The organism is Clostridium sp. MSJ-8, from assembly GCF_018918325.1.
In the GTDB taxonomy this organism is placed as follows: domain Bacteria; phylum Bacillota; class Clostridia; order Clostridiales; family Clostridiaceae; genus Clostridium.
Genome location: NZ_JAHLQH010000033.1, coordinates 1 through 15578, shown reverse-complemented (window position 1 = coordinate 15578; position 15578 = coordinate 1). Strand labels below are relative to the sequence as shown.

The window sequence follows — 15578 nt, the reverse complement described above, 5'->3', positions numbered from 1 at the left end:
AGATGACTAAATATTTATATATAATTAAGTATCCTGAATATGAGAAAGAATTATGTAAGATGGAACTTAGAAGTTTATTTGGAGTAGATACAGATAAGCTATATATGTATTCAGATATTAATGTAGATCCAAGCAGAAGTCCTTTTATAAAAGAAAGAATAGAAATATTAGATTGTAAGGATAATATAGAAGATATAAAAATATCTAGTACCATATATAATAGATTTAAAGTTTTATTTCAAAATATTTCAGATGAGCATATAGAATACAATCTAAAGCTTAAAGCTATAAAAGATATAGCTTATAGAATACAAGGTGAACCAGATATACATAATCCCAATTTTATATTTGCAATTACATATCATAGAGGTAAGTGGATATTTGGAAAATATCAAAAAAATGATTTAGTGTGGCATATACATGAGAGTAAACCTAATAATTATTCTAATGCATTAGGAATAAGAACAGCAAGGGCTCTAGTGAATATTGCTATAGGAAATGATTTGAATAAGTCATTAATAGATCCTTGTTGTGGTATAGGAACGGTAGTTATAGAAGCTTTATCTATGGGGATAGATGTTAGAGGATATGAAATAAAGAAACAGATAGCAGCAAGAGCAAGAAGAAACTTAGAGTTCTTTGGATATGATATGAATTATATAAATAATGGAGATATAAATGAATTACAAGTTAAAAGTGATGTGGCAATAATAGATCTTCCTTATGGATTTTTTACACCAATATCATTAGAAGAACAAGTTAACATAATAAGATCTGCTAGAAGAATAACAGATAAATTAATATTAGTAGTTTTTGAAGATATGAAAAAAATAATAGAAGAGGCTGGTTTTAATATAATTGAGACAGCAATAATATCAAAAGGAAAATTTAAAAGAATAGTTCATAAATGTATATGAGAATAATAAAAGCAATTATATAATAAAAGGAGACATAATAATGATAAAAGCTGTATTGTTTGATCTAGATGGAACTTTACTTAACACTAACCAATTAATATATAATTCTTTTGAATATATATTAAATGATGTACTTAAGGTAAATGCTTCTAGTGAAGAGATAAACAAAACATTTGGAAAACCACTAACAAGTACTTTTAAGGAATATTCAAATGACCAACATTCAATAGAAGATTTAATAAAACTTTATAGACAATATAATTTAGAGCATCATGACAGTATGTGTAAAGCATTTGATGGAGTAGAAGATATGCTTATAGAACTAAAGAAAAGAGATATAAAAACTGCTATAGTTACATCAAAGTTAAGGCCTACTGCAGAGAGAGGGCTTAAACTTAATAATCTATTAAAATATTTTGATGTGATTATATCTCCAGAAGATACTAATAAACATAAACCAGATGCAGAACCATCATTAAAGGCATGTGAATTATTACAGGTTGAACCTAAAGAAGCAATGATGGTTGGTGATAGTAGTTATGATTTATTGTGTGGTAAGAGAGCTGGGTGTATTACTTGTGGAGTATATTATACTTCTATAGATATAAATGAGTTGTTAGCAGTTGATCCAGATCATATGATAAATTCTCCGATGGAGATAATAGATATAATTTAGGGGGAAGAGAATGAAAAAGGAAGATCTAAAAGAGTTTTCTACAAAAGAGAATATAATTAAAACAAGTAAGTTATGTAAACAAGGCTTCATTATTGTATTACCAGTATTTATATTAATGATAGCATCTTATTATTTGATATATGGATGGTATGATTGGAGTGTTAAGCCATGGACTGACTATTTTATAATAGTTGCAATATGTGTAGTAGGTATGATAATTCATGAAGGAATTCATTTAGTATTTTCATTGAAGAATTGCAACTTCAAATTTAATAAGATATTAGTAGCTTATGATGCTGAATGTGCTAAGCCTTGTATTAAGTGTAAAGAAGCAGTACTTATGTCTGATTATTTAATACAAAAAGTATTGCCAGTAATAGTTACAGCAATTATCCCTTATATAATAGCAATAGTAACAGGAAACTTTCATTTAGTTATAGCAAGTGCAGTATTATTTGGTATGTGTGGAGTAGATATAAAATTGTTTTTTATATTTAGAAAAGAAGATAAAAATTCATATATATTAGATGATGATGAAGATAGATATGGTGGAAAAATATTTTTTAACATATAGGAAAGTATATAAAATATAAAATATAAATTATTATAATAAGGTATGAAGGGAGATTGAGATGTTAGAATTAAAAAACATAAAGAAAACCTATAAAATAGGTGATGTAGAAACAAAAGCATTAGATGATATAAGTGTGGCATTTAGAGAAAAAGAATTTGTTGCAATACTTGGAACTAGTGGATCAGGAAAAACAACTTGTCTTAATATTATAGGAGGATTAGATAGATATGATTCAGGTGATCTTATAATAAAAGGCAAAAAAACAAAAGATTTTACAGAAAAAGATTGGGATGCTTATAGAAATAATTCTATAGGATTTGTATTTCAGAGTTATAATCTAATTACTCATTTAAGTATAGTTGCAAATGTTGAACTTGGAATGACATTAAGCGGTGTATCTAAACAAGAGAAACATAAACGTGCACTTGAAGCTTTAGAAGAGGTTGGATTAAAAGATCATATTCATAAAAAACCTAATCAATTATCAGGTGGACAGATGCAAAGAGTTGCTATAGCTCGTGCACTTGCTAATAATCCAGAGATACTTTTATGTGATGAACCAACAGGAGCCTTAGATACTGCAACTAGTATACAGATTATGAATCTTATAAAGAAAATTGCAAAAGATAAGTTAGTAATAATGGTAACTCATAACCCAGAATTAGCAAAGGATTATGCGGATAGAATAATAGAATTTAAAGATGGAAAAATAATAGGAGATACACATCCTCATCAAGAAAGACCTAAAGAAGATCAGTTTAAACTGAAGAAAACAAGCATGAGTTTCTTTACAGCTTTATCTCTTTCTTTTAATAATATAAGGACTAAAAAAGGAAGAACTATACTTACAGCTTTGGCTTCTAGTATAGGAATTATAGGAATTGCTCTTATTTTAAGCTTATCCACAGGATTTCAAACACAGATAGATAAATATCAGAGTGATACATTAAGTGAAATGCCTATTATGATAAGTCAATCAACTATGAATATAGATTCAGAGACAATGGCTGAGCAACAAAATAAGATGATGGATACTATGACTGGAAATGTTAAATATGTAGATTCAGATGAAGTATATCTGTATGATTCCACTAAAAATGAAATGATACATGAAAATAATTTTACAAAAGATTATATGAATTATGTAAATAATATAGATAAAGATATATGTAGAAGTATTGGATATGCAAGAACTGTAAATATGAATCTTGTAAGAAAAGTTAATGATGAATATAAACTAGTTACAGTTGGAACAGGAATATCTACAGGAGCTACTACGTCTGATGCAACTAATGCATCTAGTATGACTAGTATGCAAGATGTGGGCTTATACTCATATCCTAAGGAATTAGATGATAATGAGAATGGTAACTCATATCTTAAAGATAACTATGAACTTGTAGCAGGTGAATATCCAACTAATAAGACAGATTTAGTTCTTATAGTTGATAATGAGAACAAAGTAGATTATACTATACTAAAAAATCTTGGATTCAATACTGATAATGTAGATAGTATCAAATTTGAAGATATAGTGGGAACTGAATTAAAGCTAATTACTAATAATGATTATTATGTTAAAACTCAAATGAATACATATATGCCTGGAACAGATTATGAGAAAATGTATAATTCGAGTGATTCAAAGACATTAAAGGTAGTAGGAATTGCAAGATTAAAGAAAGATGTAAAGATTGGTTTGTTAGCAAAAGGTATAGTATATAGTGATGATTTGGTTCAAGATATAGTTGATAATTCAATGAACTCAGATATAGTAAAAGCACAAAAAGAAGTTAGTTATAATATAATGTCTATGGAAGAGATGGATGCAGCAACAAAGAAGCAAATTGTATCATATTTAGGTGGAAATGAAACTCCATTTATGATAATGTTATATCCAAAGGATTTTGAAAAAAAAGATAAGGTTACAGATTATCTAGATAAGTATAACCAAGGAAAAGATGAAAAAGATGTTGTTATGTATACTGATTTAGCTGCAACAATATCAGAGATGTCAAGTGGTATTATGGATGCTATAACCCTTGTATTAATTGCATTTGCAGGAATATCATTAATAGTTAGTTTAATAATGATATCTATAATTACTTATACATCAGTTCTAGAGAGAACTAAAGAAATAGGTATTTTAAGAGCACTAGGAGCAAGAAAGAAGGACATTACAAGAGTGTTTGATGCAGAAACATGTATATTAGGAGTATTTTCAGGAGTTTTAGGAATAGTTATAGCATGGGCTTGTACATTCCCTATTAATAATGTAATATGCGATAAAACAGGACTTGAAGGAGTTGCTAATCTTCAATTATTGCATGCTATATTATTAGTTGTAGTAAGTACAGTGTTAACAATGTTAGGTGGTTATATTCCAGCCAAAATGGCAGCAAAGAAAAATGCAGTAGAAGCGTTACGTTCAGAATAATAAATAAGACAAAGAAGTCGAGTATTAGAGATAATATTCGGCTTTTTTTACTATTTAGGAAATTATATTTTGTTTGTAGTTATGGATAAATATTTTAATAGAATATAAGTAATGTTAGAGTAACTACCTAGAGAGTAAAAAAAGAAAATTTAAAAGAGGGTGATGAAGATGAAAACTACATCGAAAAAGATAAAAATAAATGGAATAGTTCAAGGAGTTGGTTTTAGACCATTTGTATGTAAAATAGCAAAAGAATTTGATATAAAAGGATGGGTACTTAATGATACTTCAGGTGTAACTATTCATATTGAAGGTGCTAGTGTAAATATAGAGAAATTTATAGATAAAGTTAAAAATGATCCTCCCCCATTAGCTATAATTAATTATTTTGAAGTTGAAGATGTAGAAAGTGAAAACTTTGATTCATTTACAATTCATGAAAGCGAAAAGAGTAATGATACTAATGTTTTTATATCTCCTGATGTATGTATATGTGAGGATTGTATTAAAGAGGTTTTAGATAAGAAAAATCATAGATATTATTATCCATTTACTAATTGTACAAACTGTGGACCTAGGTTTTCTATAATAGAAGAGGTGCCTTACGATAGAAAGTTTACTACTATGAATCCGTTTCTTCAATGTGATTCATGTACAGATGAATACACTAATATAGATAATAGAAGATTTCATGCACAGCCTAATTGTTGCCCGAAGTGTGGACCTAGTATATCCATATCTGATGGATATGGTGTTGATATTACAGAAGATATAACTAGAGGGTTAGAGTTTAATTCTTTTAGTTACAATAAAGCATTAATTGATTTTTTACAAACATCCTTAAATTTAGGTAAGATATGGGCAATAAAAGGAGTTGCAGGATATCATTTAGCTTGTATACCTACTCAAGAAAAGGTTGTAAAATTACTACGAGATAGGAAGAATAGACCTGCAAAACCTTTAGCTTTGATGGCTAAGAATATTGAAACTATAAAAAAATATTGCTATGTTTCAGAGGCAGAAGAAAAATTGCTTTTAAGCAAAGCACGTCCAATTGTTTTGCTTAAAGAAAAAAATAATGACAATTTCCCAGGAAATATTGCACCAAATAACAAGTTACTTGGTTTTATGCTGCCATCTACTCCTCTAGATGTATTAATATTTGAAAATGCTCCTTTTGATTCATTAATTATGACATCAGGAAATTTATCAGGATTACCATTAGAATTTAAGAATGAAAGTGCAATAAAAAATTTATCTTCTTTCGTTGATTATTTTTTAAATAATGACAGGGAGATAGTGCTACCACTTGATGATTCTATAGTGAAGTGTGAGTTTGAAGATATATATGTAACTAGACGGGGAAGAGGATATGTACCTATACCTATATATATGAAAAATTCTAGAGAGGTATTAGCATTAGGAAGTGATATGAAAAATACATTTTCTATATCAAAAGGGGATTATATATATATGGGACCTCATAATGGAGATCTTGATAATCCTAAAGTAATAAAAAGGCTTAAAGATAATGTAGAAAGATATATGAAGTTATTTCACATATCACCTAAGCTAATAGCATGTGATAGAAATCCTAAATTTGTTACTAATAGTATAGCTTATCAATATAATATTCCTGTAAAAGCTGTTCAACATCATCATGCTCATATAGTAAGTTGTATGATTGATAATAATTACTCGGATAAAGTTATAGGTGTTGCTTTTGATGGTACAGGTTACGGAGATGATAATTGTATATGGGGAAGTGAGTTTATGATAACTGATTATAGTACATATAATCGTGTTGGACATTTAAAGTACGTTAATGTTGTTGCGGGAGATGATTCATTAAGAGATGGTGATAAGATGGCATTATCATATCTTCATGAAATAGAAGATAGTAGAATTAAGAAAGATATTATTAATAAATATTATAAAGGAAATTATGAGGTTATATTTAAGATGTTGAAACATTCTTCATTCTCATATCTTTCTAGTAGTATGGGGAGAATGTTTGATGCTGTAGCATCAATTATAGGCTTATGTCATCATTCTAGGTTTGAAGGAGAAGCAGCTATAGCATTAGAATCAGCAATAGAATCATATGAATTAATAGAAGGATATACAATAGATATAGAATGTGTTGATGATATGTATACTATGTCACCTATAAATATAATTAGGTGTATTTTGCAGGACATTGATAAGAAAGTATCAATACCTATAATATCACAGAAATTCCATTCAACTATAACTAATTATATTATTAAGATGTGTATATTACTTAGAGATAAATATAAAATAAATACTGTAGCTTTAAGTGGAGGTATATTCCAAAATAGTTTTTTATTAAGAAATACTTGTATAGGGTTGTCACGAAATAATTTTAAAGTTCTTACACATCATAATATACCATGTAATGATGGTGGAATATCTATAGGACAAATAATTATTGCTAATAATAATTAGACAAGGTTTTTCTATATATGCTATAATTCTGTAAGTGATTTTATGTTTAAGGAGTAATTTTTATATGAGTAAGATAGATTTTAAGGGAAGTGTTATGCTTAATCCTACACCTGTTGTATTAGTAACTTCACAGAATAAAGAAGGAAAAGTAAATATATTTACAGTAGGTTGGATAAGTACAGTATGTACTAAAGAACCTATATTAGCAATGGGAGTTAGACCAGAGAGATTATCACATGAATATATATCAGAATCTATGGAATGTGTAGTTAATTTACCTAGTCGTGATATGGTTAAGATAGTAGATTATTGTGGGGTTCGTTCTGGAAGAAAAGAAGATAAGATTAAGCACTTTGGTTTAAAGCTTAATAAAGGAGTTAAGATAGCTACGCCTTCTTTAGATAAATCACCAGTAGCTCTTGAATGTAAGGTGAAATCTATAACTTCATTAGGTACTCATGATTTATTTCTATTGGAAGTTGTAAATGTTAAAGTAGATGAAAATATAATAGAAGATGATGGAAAGATAAACTTTAATAAAGCTAATCTTATATGCTATAATCATGGAGAATATTATGGACTTAATGCTAAGCCATTAGGGTCATTTGGATATTCAGTTGCAAAAAAGAAAAAAAAGCGAAGATAATATTCAATAATTAATATCAAAATTATATGTTTAAGCAAATAATATAATATGTATAAAATCCAATGTTATTTGGTTTGCATAATATTATGTTTATTATTAGTATCAATATTATATGTTTTCATAAATAGCATAATTTCATTAAGTATTTCTGAATATAAAAAATTAAGGTAGCTAAATGTTGTAAACTCACTAACGTTCAAACAGTACAACATTTTAAACGCTACCTTAATTTTTTTTTCTAGAAATACATAAGACTTAAGATATTTACTGACAATATAGATATAGTAGAAATCACCATAACGCTTGAATAATTAAAATATAATAAGCTTAGTGGAAGTAACCATTATTGTTAGGGTTAGAATAATAGGTAGATATAGAATAATATAACCATGAAGAATTAAAGGGTAGTATGAATAATATAGAACAATCGGTTACTAAAACTAATGCTATTATATTTTAATTATAATGAAAGCAATAATATTGATACTAATTAAGAAAATCATAATATTAACGTAAAAAGAATAACATTGGATTTTTCACTATAATACTATTTACTTAAATCAATAATAATTTTGATATTAATTAACTGAAAAAATAAGTAATCCAAAAAATATTAGATAATTTTTTAAAAGTAAGAATTACTGAATACTTAAGATACTTGAAATAATACAGATACACTAAAAATCACCATAACGCTTAAATAATTAAAATATAATAAGCTTAGTGGAAGTAACCATTATTGTTAAGGTTAGAATTATAGGTAGATATAGAATGATATAACCATGAAGAATTACAGATTAGTATGAATAATATGGAACAATAGGTTACTGAACTAATGCTATTATATTTTAATTATCAATATTTATTCAAATCAATAATATTGATACTAAAAAAAGAAAATCATAATATTAGCATTATCAAATAACATTGGATTTTTCATTATAATAATATTATTTTACATAAAGCAATAATTTGATATTAATTAACTGAAAAGATAAGTAATCAAAAAAATATATTCCAATATTTATTTTGTTATTGTTGTAAAAGATAGACAAGATAGGATAAATAATATAAACTAAAAAAGTAATATTTTAATAATACTATAAAGAAGAAAGGAAGATAAGAGATGTTTTGCAGGAATTGTGGTAGTGAGAATCTAGATTCTTCAAAATTTTGTGCTAAGTGTGGTAGAAAACTGGTGAAAAATGCTAGATTAATACAAAAAACTATAAGTGATGAAACCATACAAGAAAATAAAAAAAATAAAGTTAAGCTTTCATCAAATAAAAAAATAATAATTGGTATTTTAGCTTTATTTATAGTAATGGGTGGTTGTCTTTTATTTGGTTATAATTATAAAAATAAAAATGTTTCTATAAGTCAAATTAAAGAGGATTTAATTGGAGAAGTAATTTACGTCGATGCAATTGATGTTAAATTAACTAAAAAAAATATAAAGAATGTTAAAATAGAAAAGAAGAATACAGAGAAAGAAAATGGTATATATTATTATAGTGCTAATGCATCTGTAACAATAGAGGAAAAGGGATATACACTAACAATTCCAATAACAATAAATTATAACAAGGTTACTAATAGTTCAAAGCTAGAGACATATTTAGGGGAGCCAATAAAGAAAAATAAATGGTTTAAAGATTATATTACACCAAATACTAATAAAGCAGTTTTTAATATAAAAGAAGAATTAAATAGTGACACTATGAAGAAACTTATTGCTAGTTATGGAGAAAATTCTTCAACAATAACTAAAGATATGCTTAAAGGTGTTAAGTTAAAAAAAGAATGTGTAAATGCAAATGGTACTATTTATAATGTAACAGGAACAGTACAAGGTGATTATGGTGCAATAAAAATTAATAGAAAAATAGTTGCTGATATAAAATTTAATGGCGAAAAATGGACATGCACAGATGTAAGTGATGATTCTATAGAGATTGAGCAAAATAAAGAAGTAAAGTCAAAAGAAGCTTTAAATGGTTTAAAGCAATTAATAGGTAAAAATGAAGTGATTATATTTAGTGATTCTTCATTAATTATGCAAGACATAAGTGCGGATGACATAACAGAATTTGAGTTTACAAATCTTGAGTCTTCAAATACTTCAGTGGGAAGCAATAGTTATAAATTAATAGGAAATGTAAAAGGAATTTCTAATAAATTGTCATTTACGGGGCAAATAACAGTGGATGTTTCCTATGGATATATTAATGCGATGATTGAAACTAACTCTATATCTGTAAAGGAACCTACTATTGATGAGATAAAAAGTTCAATTATAGGTGAAGAGATATATTGTGATATTAATAATGAATTAAAAACAATAGAAATTGATAAACAAATTGCTAATACATTTATTTTAGATGAAATTATTGTAGATAAAAATTATCCATATGAATTTCATGTGTTTGGAACCATAAGTTATGAAGGAATTACAAATGATAAGATATACTTAAATATGGATTATGATATAAATGAAGACAAATTTACTGTTTATGAGAACGAAGTTTCAAATAATAATGATTACTTCGATGAGTACTATAATAAAGATAATTTTAGATAGGAGAGATAAATATGTTTTGTACTAATTGTGGAAATAAACTAGAGGATGGAGCAAAATTTTGCGATAAATGTGGGTGTGCTATAGATAATGGAGATTTAGATAATAGTATAACAAGCATTGTTAAATATGAAAAAGAGTCTTCTACAGCAAGCTTTAAAGATATAATTACTGAAATTTTTGGAGAATTTTTGTCAATAATAAAGTCACCATTAAATACTGTGAAAGAATTAAAAAACAAAAATAATGTTTCATATATAGGAATAGCAGTACTTGCTTTTATAATTACAGTTATTAATAGTATATTAATAAATAGTGCTATGTTTAGAGGTACTACTGGAAATTATATTGAATCAATGATACATAGAGCATTATCTATAACTACTACTTCAATAATAATAACTTCGCTTATATTAAACATAATTATTGTAGCAGTATCTATAGGTCTATTGTTTTTAGTGGTAAATAAAATATTTAAAAATAATGAATTCTCTATAAGTGATTCGTTAAAAACTATAGTTACTGGATATGCTTATTCTAAAGTAATTATATTTATAGCAGCATTATTAGCATTTATAAATATGCAATGTACAACTGTACTTTCTCTTGTGGCAGTAGTTAGTAATATTATAATTGTTTTTCATGCTTTAAATGAAAATAACTGTGAGAGTGGTAGCAAAAATTTATATGCAATTCTTATAATGTATATAATAATAGGAATAATATATTGGATATTTGTAGATATACAAATAAATTCGATTGTTTCTAATATTAGTGATTTATTTAATTCAAGAAATATATATAATAGTATGTTTTATTAAAAAGAATAAAATTAATATTAAGTGTTTTCATAAATTACATAATTCCATTAAGAGTTTCTAATAAAAAAATAAGTTAGTTAAATGTTGTAAACTCGCTAGAGTTTATACATTTAGCTAACTTATTTTTTATAGTTAAAATTATGTTTTAATTATTATCTTCTACGTCTTCTTCCGTATATGTTTTTCTTTCTGCTATTACCTGCATTTTTAATTAATTTTATTATTATTGCAACAAGTATAATAATTATTATAATTACTGCTAATATTGTAATATAAAGACCTAAATTAGCTTTTATTATTTTACCAGTAGTAATATCTGCAGTAGCTTTTATTTCAGAAGAATAATTTCTTACAGATAATGTTGCTTTTACTTTATTGTCTGATGCAACATCCCAAGCACTTTTCTTAGAATTAGCATAAGATATTTTAGCTTCTGAATTATTTGTATCAGTGTCATATAACATAGCATCTTCTGATAATGTTATTGGAACTTCAATAGTTTTTTTAGGACCAAAGAATTTAAATAATTTATAAGAAAGCTTAGCAGTACCTACTTTAGTGCCTGATTTTTTGTAGACAGTTCTTTTAGCTTTTTCTGCATAATCTAACATAGAATTCAAATCTACGAATCTTTGAGAATTATCATTTCTATCACATTTTAATGTAACTGCAAGATATTTTTTTCCATCTCGTTCATAGACACCAGCAAAACAAGTTCCAGCAGCATCAGTTACTCCTGTTTTACCACCTATATTTCCATTCTTATTTAGTTCTGTATTTCTGTTTTCAAGATCTATTATAGTATCTTGTGGTAAAGTAACTCTTGTCTTTGCTGTTTGCATAGTTTCTCGAATCCAGTCATTTTCAAAAGCAACCTTAGTTATAAGAGCTAATTCGTAAGCAGTGGAATAATTAACATCTGATCCGTTAATAGGAAGTCCATTAGGATTTTCAAAGTGAGTATTAGTACATCCTAATTCTGCTGCTTTATCATTCATCATTTGTACGAATTTTTCACTAGTTCCACCAACATAATCAGCTATCATATATGCAGTATCATTACCAGAGAATAATAGTAATTCTTTCATGCATGTATCACCGCTTAAAGTGTCTCCAACAGAAAAACTCTTTCCAGCAGGTCCCATTTGCTCGCTATTCATTGTATAAGGTGGTTGTGCTAATGCTTCTTCTGTATAAGGAATAGAATCCTTCTTGTTAGCATTTTCAGCAAATAATAATGAAGTCATTATTTTACTAGTACTAGCTAAGTACATTTGTTCGTTAGCATTTTTCTCGTATACTATCTCTCCAGTCTCATAGTCCATAACTATAGCTGCTTCAGAAACTATCTCAGGTTCAGTGGCCGCTAAAACACTATTAGTAAATGGTGCTAATAAGATTAGAGAAAGAGCTAAAGTAATTGTTCTTAATGTAATTTTTTTTGTCACTATAAATCTCCCCATCTCTAAAATTATTGTTTAAAATTCGTATATAGTATATCATTTATAATTTTTAATAACAATATAATTACAATTAAAAATTATGAAATGTAAAGTGAATAAAATTAAATCTTAAAAATATATTTAAGATACTTAGCTACAACTACAAACAAAATATAATTTCTTAAAGAGTAAAGAAAAACCACATATCTTAATAGGGGATAAGATATGTGGCGGATTAATCATTTTAGGGGGATAAAATGATTAAATAATAAGGGGTAAATAATAAACTATATTTACTTTACAGTTATTATTATAAGAATTTAATGTGTCATTAAAGTGTCAATTTAAATTAAATATAAAAATTATTTACTTTTATTATTAAATCTATCTATTATAGTTTGTTTAGCTTTTAATTCAAAATCATTTGATATATCAGGTAAATCTATTGATCCATATTTATTTTGTAATGCTATTTTTAAGAATCTATCTGCAAGTTCTGGGTTTTTAGATAGAAGAGAACCATGAAAATAAGTACAATATGCATTTTTGTATATACAACCTTCATAACCATCTTCACCATTATTTCCATAACCTTCAATACATTTTCCTAGTGGCTTTAAATTGTTTATATATGTTCTACCTGAATGATTTTCGAATCCTACATATGTTTCGTCAAATTCTTTATTATATATTATAGTATTACCTATGAATCTTTTATCTCCACCTTCTGTGTATATATCTAGAATTCCTAATCCTTCTAATTTTTCTCCGTTAGGAGCACGATAATATTTACCTAATAATTGATAGCCACCACAGATAGCAATAAGAACTTTTCCTTCTTCTATATAACTAGTTAAGGCTTCTTTTTTATTGCTTTTTAAATCTTCTGAAACTATAGATTGTTCATAATCTTGGCCACCACCAAACAAAACTATATCATATAAATCTTTATCAAATTTTTCGTTTAACGAAACATTATATACATTGACAGTTATATTTCTGCTTTCAGCTCTATTTTTTAGTATAAGTATATTACCAACATCACCATATACATTTAACAAGTCTGGGTATAGATGACATATATTTAAATCCATTTTTGTAGCCTCCTTTAGATTTACCATAGTTTCTTTATATATCCCTTTGAGTAAAGATATTTTCTGTAATTAATCATAGCTGTATATGTTGCTAGAACATATACTCTATTAGTAGATGCATTTTCTATTAAAGAAGTTAATTTGGCATAATCAGCTTCTATATAGAAATTATCTTGATTTAATCCAGCAGTTTTTAACCTTACTGCCATATCGTACATTCTTATTCCAGATATAAATATATCTTTTATAGGTAAAGTATTTAATTTTTCAAATTCAACATCCCATATCCAAGATACATCTTGACCATCAGCATAATTATCATTTAAGAAGAACACAGTTGAAAAAGGTTCTTTATTTAAACATAATGTATCGATTGCTTGATTATATCCAGCAGGATTTTTAACCAATATAATTTTAACTGATTTATCCTTAACTACAATTTCTTCTTGTCTACCAAAGCTTGAGTCTTGTTTAGACAAAGAATCTTGTATAGTTTTATTTGATACACCTAATTCTTTTGTGATAGCAAAGGCACATAAACCATTATATATATTGTACGCACCTGATTGACTGATAGTAACTTCAGTTTCATTAATTCTTACAGTAGAGTAATCTGCTGCAAGAGTTATTATATCATCAACATGGTAACTTAGTTTAGGTCTTTTGTATCCACAATGAGGACAATAAAAGTCACCTAAATGATTATATGTTATGAAATTATATTCATAAGGAGACTTACAGAATTTACAGAACTTTGCATCTGCATTTACTTCTATTGATGCATTAGAAGTAATTCCTTTGTTAAAACCATAATATATAACAGGATTTTTAAGATCTAAGTTACCAAATAATGAATCGTCACCATTCAATATAAGTTTAGTATGAGGTGTTTTGTGAACACCTTCTAAAATCTTTTCTAAAGTGCTATAAACTTCGCCGTATCTATCTAATTGATCCCTAAATAGATTAGTTATTGTAATGATTTCAGGAGATATATATTCAGTTACGAACTTAACATTAGCTTCATCAACTTCTATAACAGCATAACAATTAGTTCTTTTATTGAATAATCTGTAATTGTCAATAAAGCATGTTACAATACCTCGGAATAAATTAGCACCTGTATTGTTTGTTATTACATCATATCCTTGTTCTTTAAGAATATTAGTAATCATACTAGTAGTAGTAGTTTTCCCATTAGTACCAGTAACTAAAATTGTTTTATATCCTTTAGATACTGTCTTAAGGATATTTTTATCGATTTTTAATGCAATAGTTCCTGGAAAAGTAGTTCCACCTTTAAGTATGTGTTTAGATAAAAAAATTGTTATTTTACTAGCAATAATACTAATAATAGATTTTATGTTAATTTTAATCACCGCCTACATTTTAACTTTAATTTTAAGTATAGCATAAAAGAATAGCGTTAAAAACTATTTAATATAGATTTCAGCGGTAAAGATTAAATTTATTTATATTGAATAAAAATCTCATAATCTTGCCTTTAAATTGTCTGAAAATTATGAAAATTTATCTTTGCTCGTTTTTTAAAAAACGATAAGTTAAAGCTACTTAAAGCTTTCTAAAAATTTTTATTAATTATTTTCTTAATAAGTCTTTTATTTTATCATCTCCTTTGGTAAAATTTATATCAGAGTAAGCATATTTTTGTACGCTTATCTATGTAGGTTATATCTTCAGTTGTTAGGGGGTCTCGGCGAAAAGATTCTAACAATCTTGAAGATATTTCTTTTATCCCCAATCTTAACTTCTTAATAGCTTCGCTACCGTTTTCTAGAAGTTGCCTTATTATATCTGCTATTTGCACTAATAAATAATGATTTTTCATAGCATTATTATCTAGTGAACAAGCATGTGTAATATCATATCTAATATTTTTCTGATTATTAAAACCTTCATTTTC

The 15578-nt window shown here is 26.7% G+C and carries 11 protein-coding genes and 1 pseudogene; 8 read left to right on the top strand and 4 right to left on the bottom strand.

The features are described from left to right. The first annotated feature begins 2 nt into the window (after positions 1 to 2). The 8 genes from KQI77_RS06940 (at position 3) to KQI77_RS06905 (ending at position 11118) form a co-directional block, all read left to right on the top strand. A complete protein-coding gene (locus tag KQI77_RS06940; protein ID WP_216389658.1) occupies positions 3 to 917 on the top strand; it encodes a TRM11 family methyltransferase in 915 nt (304 codons plus the stop codon). A gap of 40 nt (positions 918 to 957) precedes the next feature. Beyond that, entirely contained in the window at positions 958 to 1593 is a 636-nt protein-coding gene (gene ppaX, locus KQI77_RS06935) for a pyrophosphatase PpaX (RefSeq protein WP_216389657.1), read from the top strand. 10 nt (positions 1594 to 1603) lie between these two features. Further along, positions 1604 to 2167, top strand: a complete 564-nt coding sequence (locus tag KQI77_RS06930) for a metalloprotease family protein (RefSeq protein ID WP_216389655.1) — start codon at positions 1604 to 1606, stop codon at positions 2165 to 2167. Between the two features lie 58 nt (positions 2168 to 2225). Next, the gene (locus tag KQI77_RS06925) at positions 2226 to 4604 is read left to right on the top strand and encodes an ABC transporter ATP-binding protein/permease (protein WP_216389649.1); all 2379 of its coding nucleotides are present in this window, start codon (positions 2226 to 2228) and stop codon (positions 4602 to 4604) included. A gap of 168 nt (positions 4605 to 4772) precedes the next feature. Beyond that, positions 4773 to 7073, top strand: a complete 2301-nt coding sequence (gene hypF / locus KQI77_RS06920) for a carbamoyltransferase HypF (protein ID WP_216389647.1) — start codon at positions 4773 to 4775, stop codon at positions 7071 to 7073. Positions 7074 to 7137: 64 nt separating this feature from the next. Next, positions 7138 to 7719 carry a flavin reductase family protein gene (locus tag KQI77_RS06915; RefSeq protein WP_216389646.1) on the top strand — a complete coding sequence of 194 codons (582 nt, stop codon included), beginning with the start codon at positions 7138 to 7140 and terminating at the stop codon, positions 7717 to 7719. Between the two features lie 1126 nt (positions 7720 to 8845). Then, the gene (locus KQI77_RS06910) at positions 8846 to 10300 is read left to right on the top strand and encodes a zinc-ribbon domain-containing protein (protein WP_216389645.1); all 1455 of its coding nucleotides are present in this window, start codon (positions 8846 to 8848) and stop codon (positions 10298 to 10300) included. Between the two features lie 11 nt (positions 10301 to 10311). Further along, a complete protein-coding gene (locus tag KQI77_RS06905) occupies positions 10312 to 11118 on the top strand; it encodes a zinc ribbon domain-containing protein (RefSeq protein WP_216389640.1) in 807 nt (268 codons plus the stop codon). Between the two features lie 152 nt (positions 11119 to 11270). On the opposite strand, the gene KQI77_RS06900 is transcribed toward KQI77_RS06905, so the two are convergent. The 4 genes and pseudogenes from KQI77_RS06900 to KQI77_RS06885 form a co-directional block, all read right to left on the bottom strand. Continuing rightward, positions 11271 to 12566, bottom strand: a complete 1296-nt coding sequence (locus KQI77_RS06900; RefSeq protein WP_216389639.1) for a serine hydrolase — start codon at positions 12564 to 12566, stop codon at positions 11271 to 11273. Between the two features lie 356 nt (positions 12567 to 12922). Continuing rightward, positions 12923 to 13654, bottom strand: coding sequence for a type 1 glutamine amidotransferase (locus KQI77_RS06895; protein WP_216389637.1), 732 nt, complete (start codon positions 13652 to 13654; stop codon positions 12923 to 12925). 20 nt (positions 13655 to 13674) lie between these two features. After that, positions 13675 to 15033, bottom strand: a complete 1359-nt coding sequence (locus KQI77_RS06890; protein WP_216389635.1) for a Mur ligase family protein — start codon at positions 15031 to 15033, stop codon at positions 13675 to 13677. A gap of 272 nt (positions 15034 to 15305) precedes the next feature. Next, positions 15306 to 15578 (bottom strand): annotated as a pseudogene (locus tag KQI77_RS06885) (transposase); the annotation flags it as partial.

Bases quoted from the DNA above. Each gene is read 5' to 3' on its own strand.
- KQI77_RS06905 (WP_216389640.1), top strand. From the start codon at position 10,312: ATGTTTTGTACTAATTGTGGAAATAAACTAGAGGATGGAGCAAAATTT.
- KQI77_RS06925 (WP_216389649.1), top strand. From the start codon at position 2,226: ATGTTAGAATTAAAAAACATAAAGAAAACCTATAAAATAGGTGATGTA.
- KQI77_RS06915 (WP_216389646.1), top strand. From the start codon at position 7,138: ATGAGTAAGATAGATTTTAAGGGAAGTGTTATGCTTAATCCTACACCT.
- KQI77_RS06930 (WP_216389655.1), top strand. From the start codon at position 1,604: ATGAAAAAGGAAGATCTAAAAGAGTTTTCTACAAAAGAGAATATAATT.
- hypF (WP_216389647.1), top strand. From the start codon at position 4,773: ATGAAAACTACATCGAAAAAGATAAAAATAAATGGAATAGTTCAAGGA.
- KQI77_RS06895 (WP_216389637.1), bottom strand. From the start codon at position 13,654: ATGGATTTAAATATATGTCATCTATACCCAGACTTGTTAAATGTATAT.
- ppaX (WP_216389657.1), top strand. From the start codon at position 958: ATGATAAAAGCTGTATTGTTTGATCTAGATGGAACTTTACTTAACACT.
- KQI77_RS06910 (WP_216389645.1), top strand. From the start codon at position 8,846: ATGTTTTGCAGGAATTGTGGTAGTGAGAATCTAGATTCTTCAAAATTT.
- KQI77_RS06940 (WP_216389658.1), top strand. From the start codon at position 3: ATGACTAAATATTTATATATAATTAAGTATCCTGAATATGAGAAAGAA.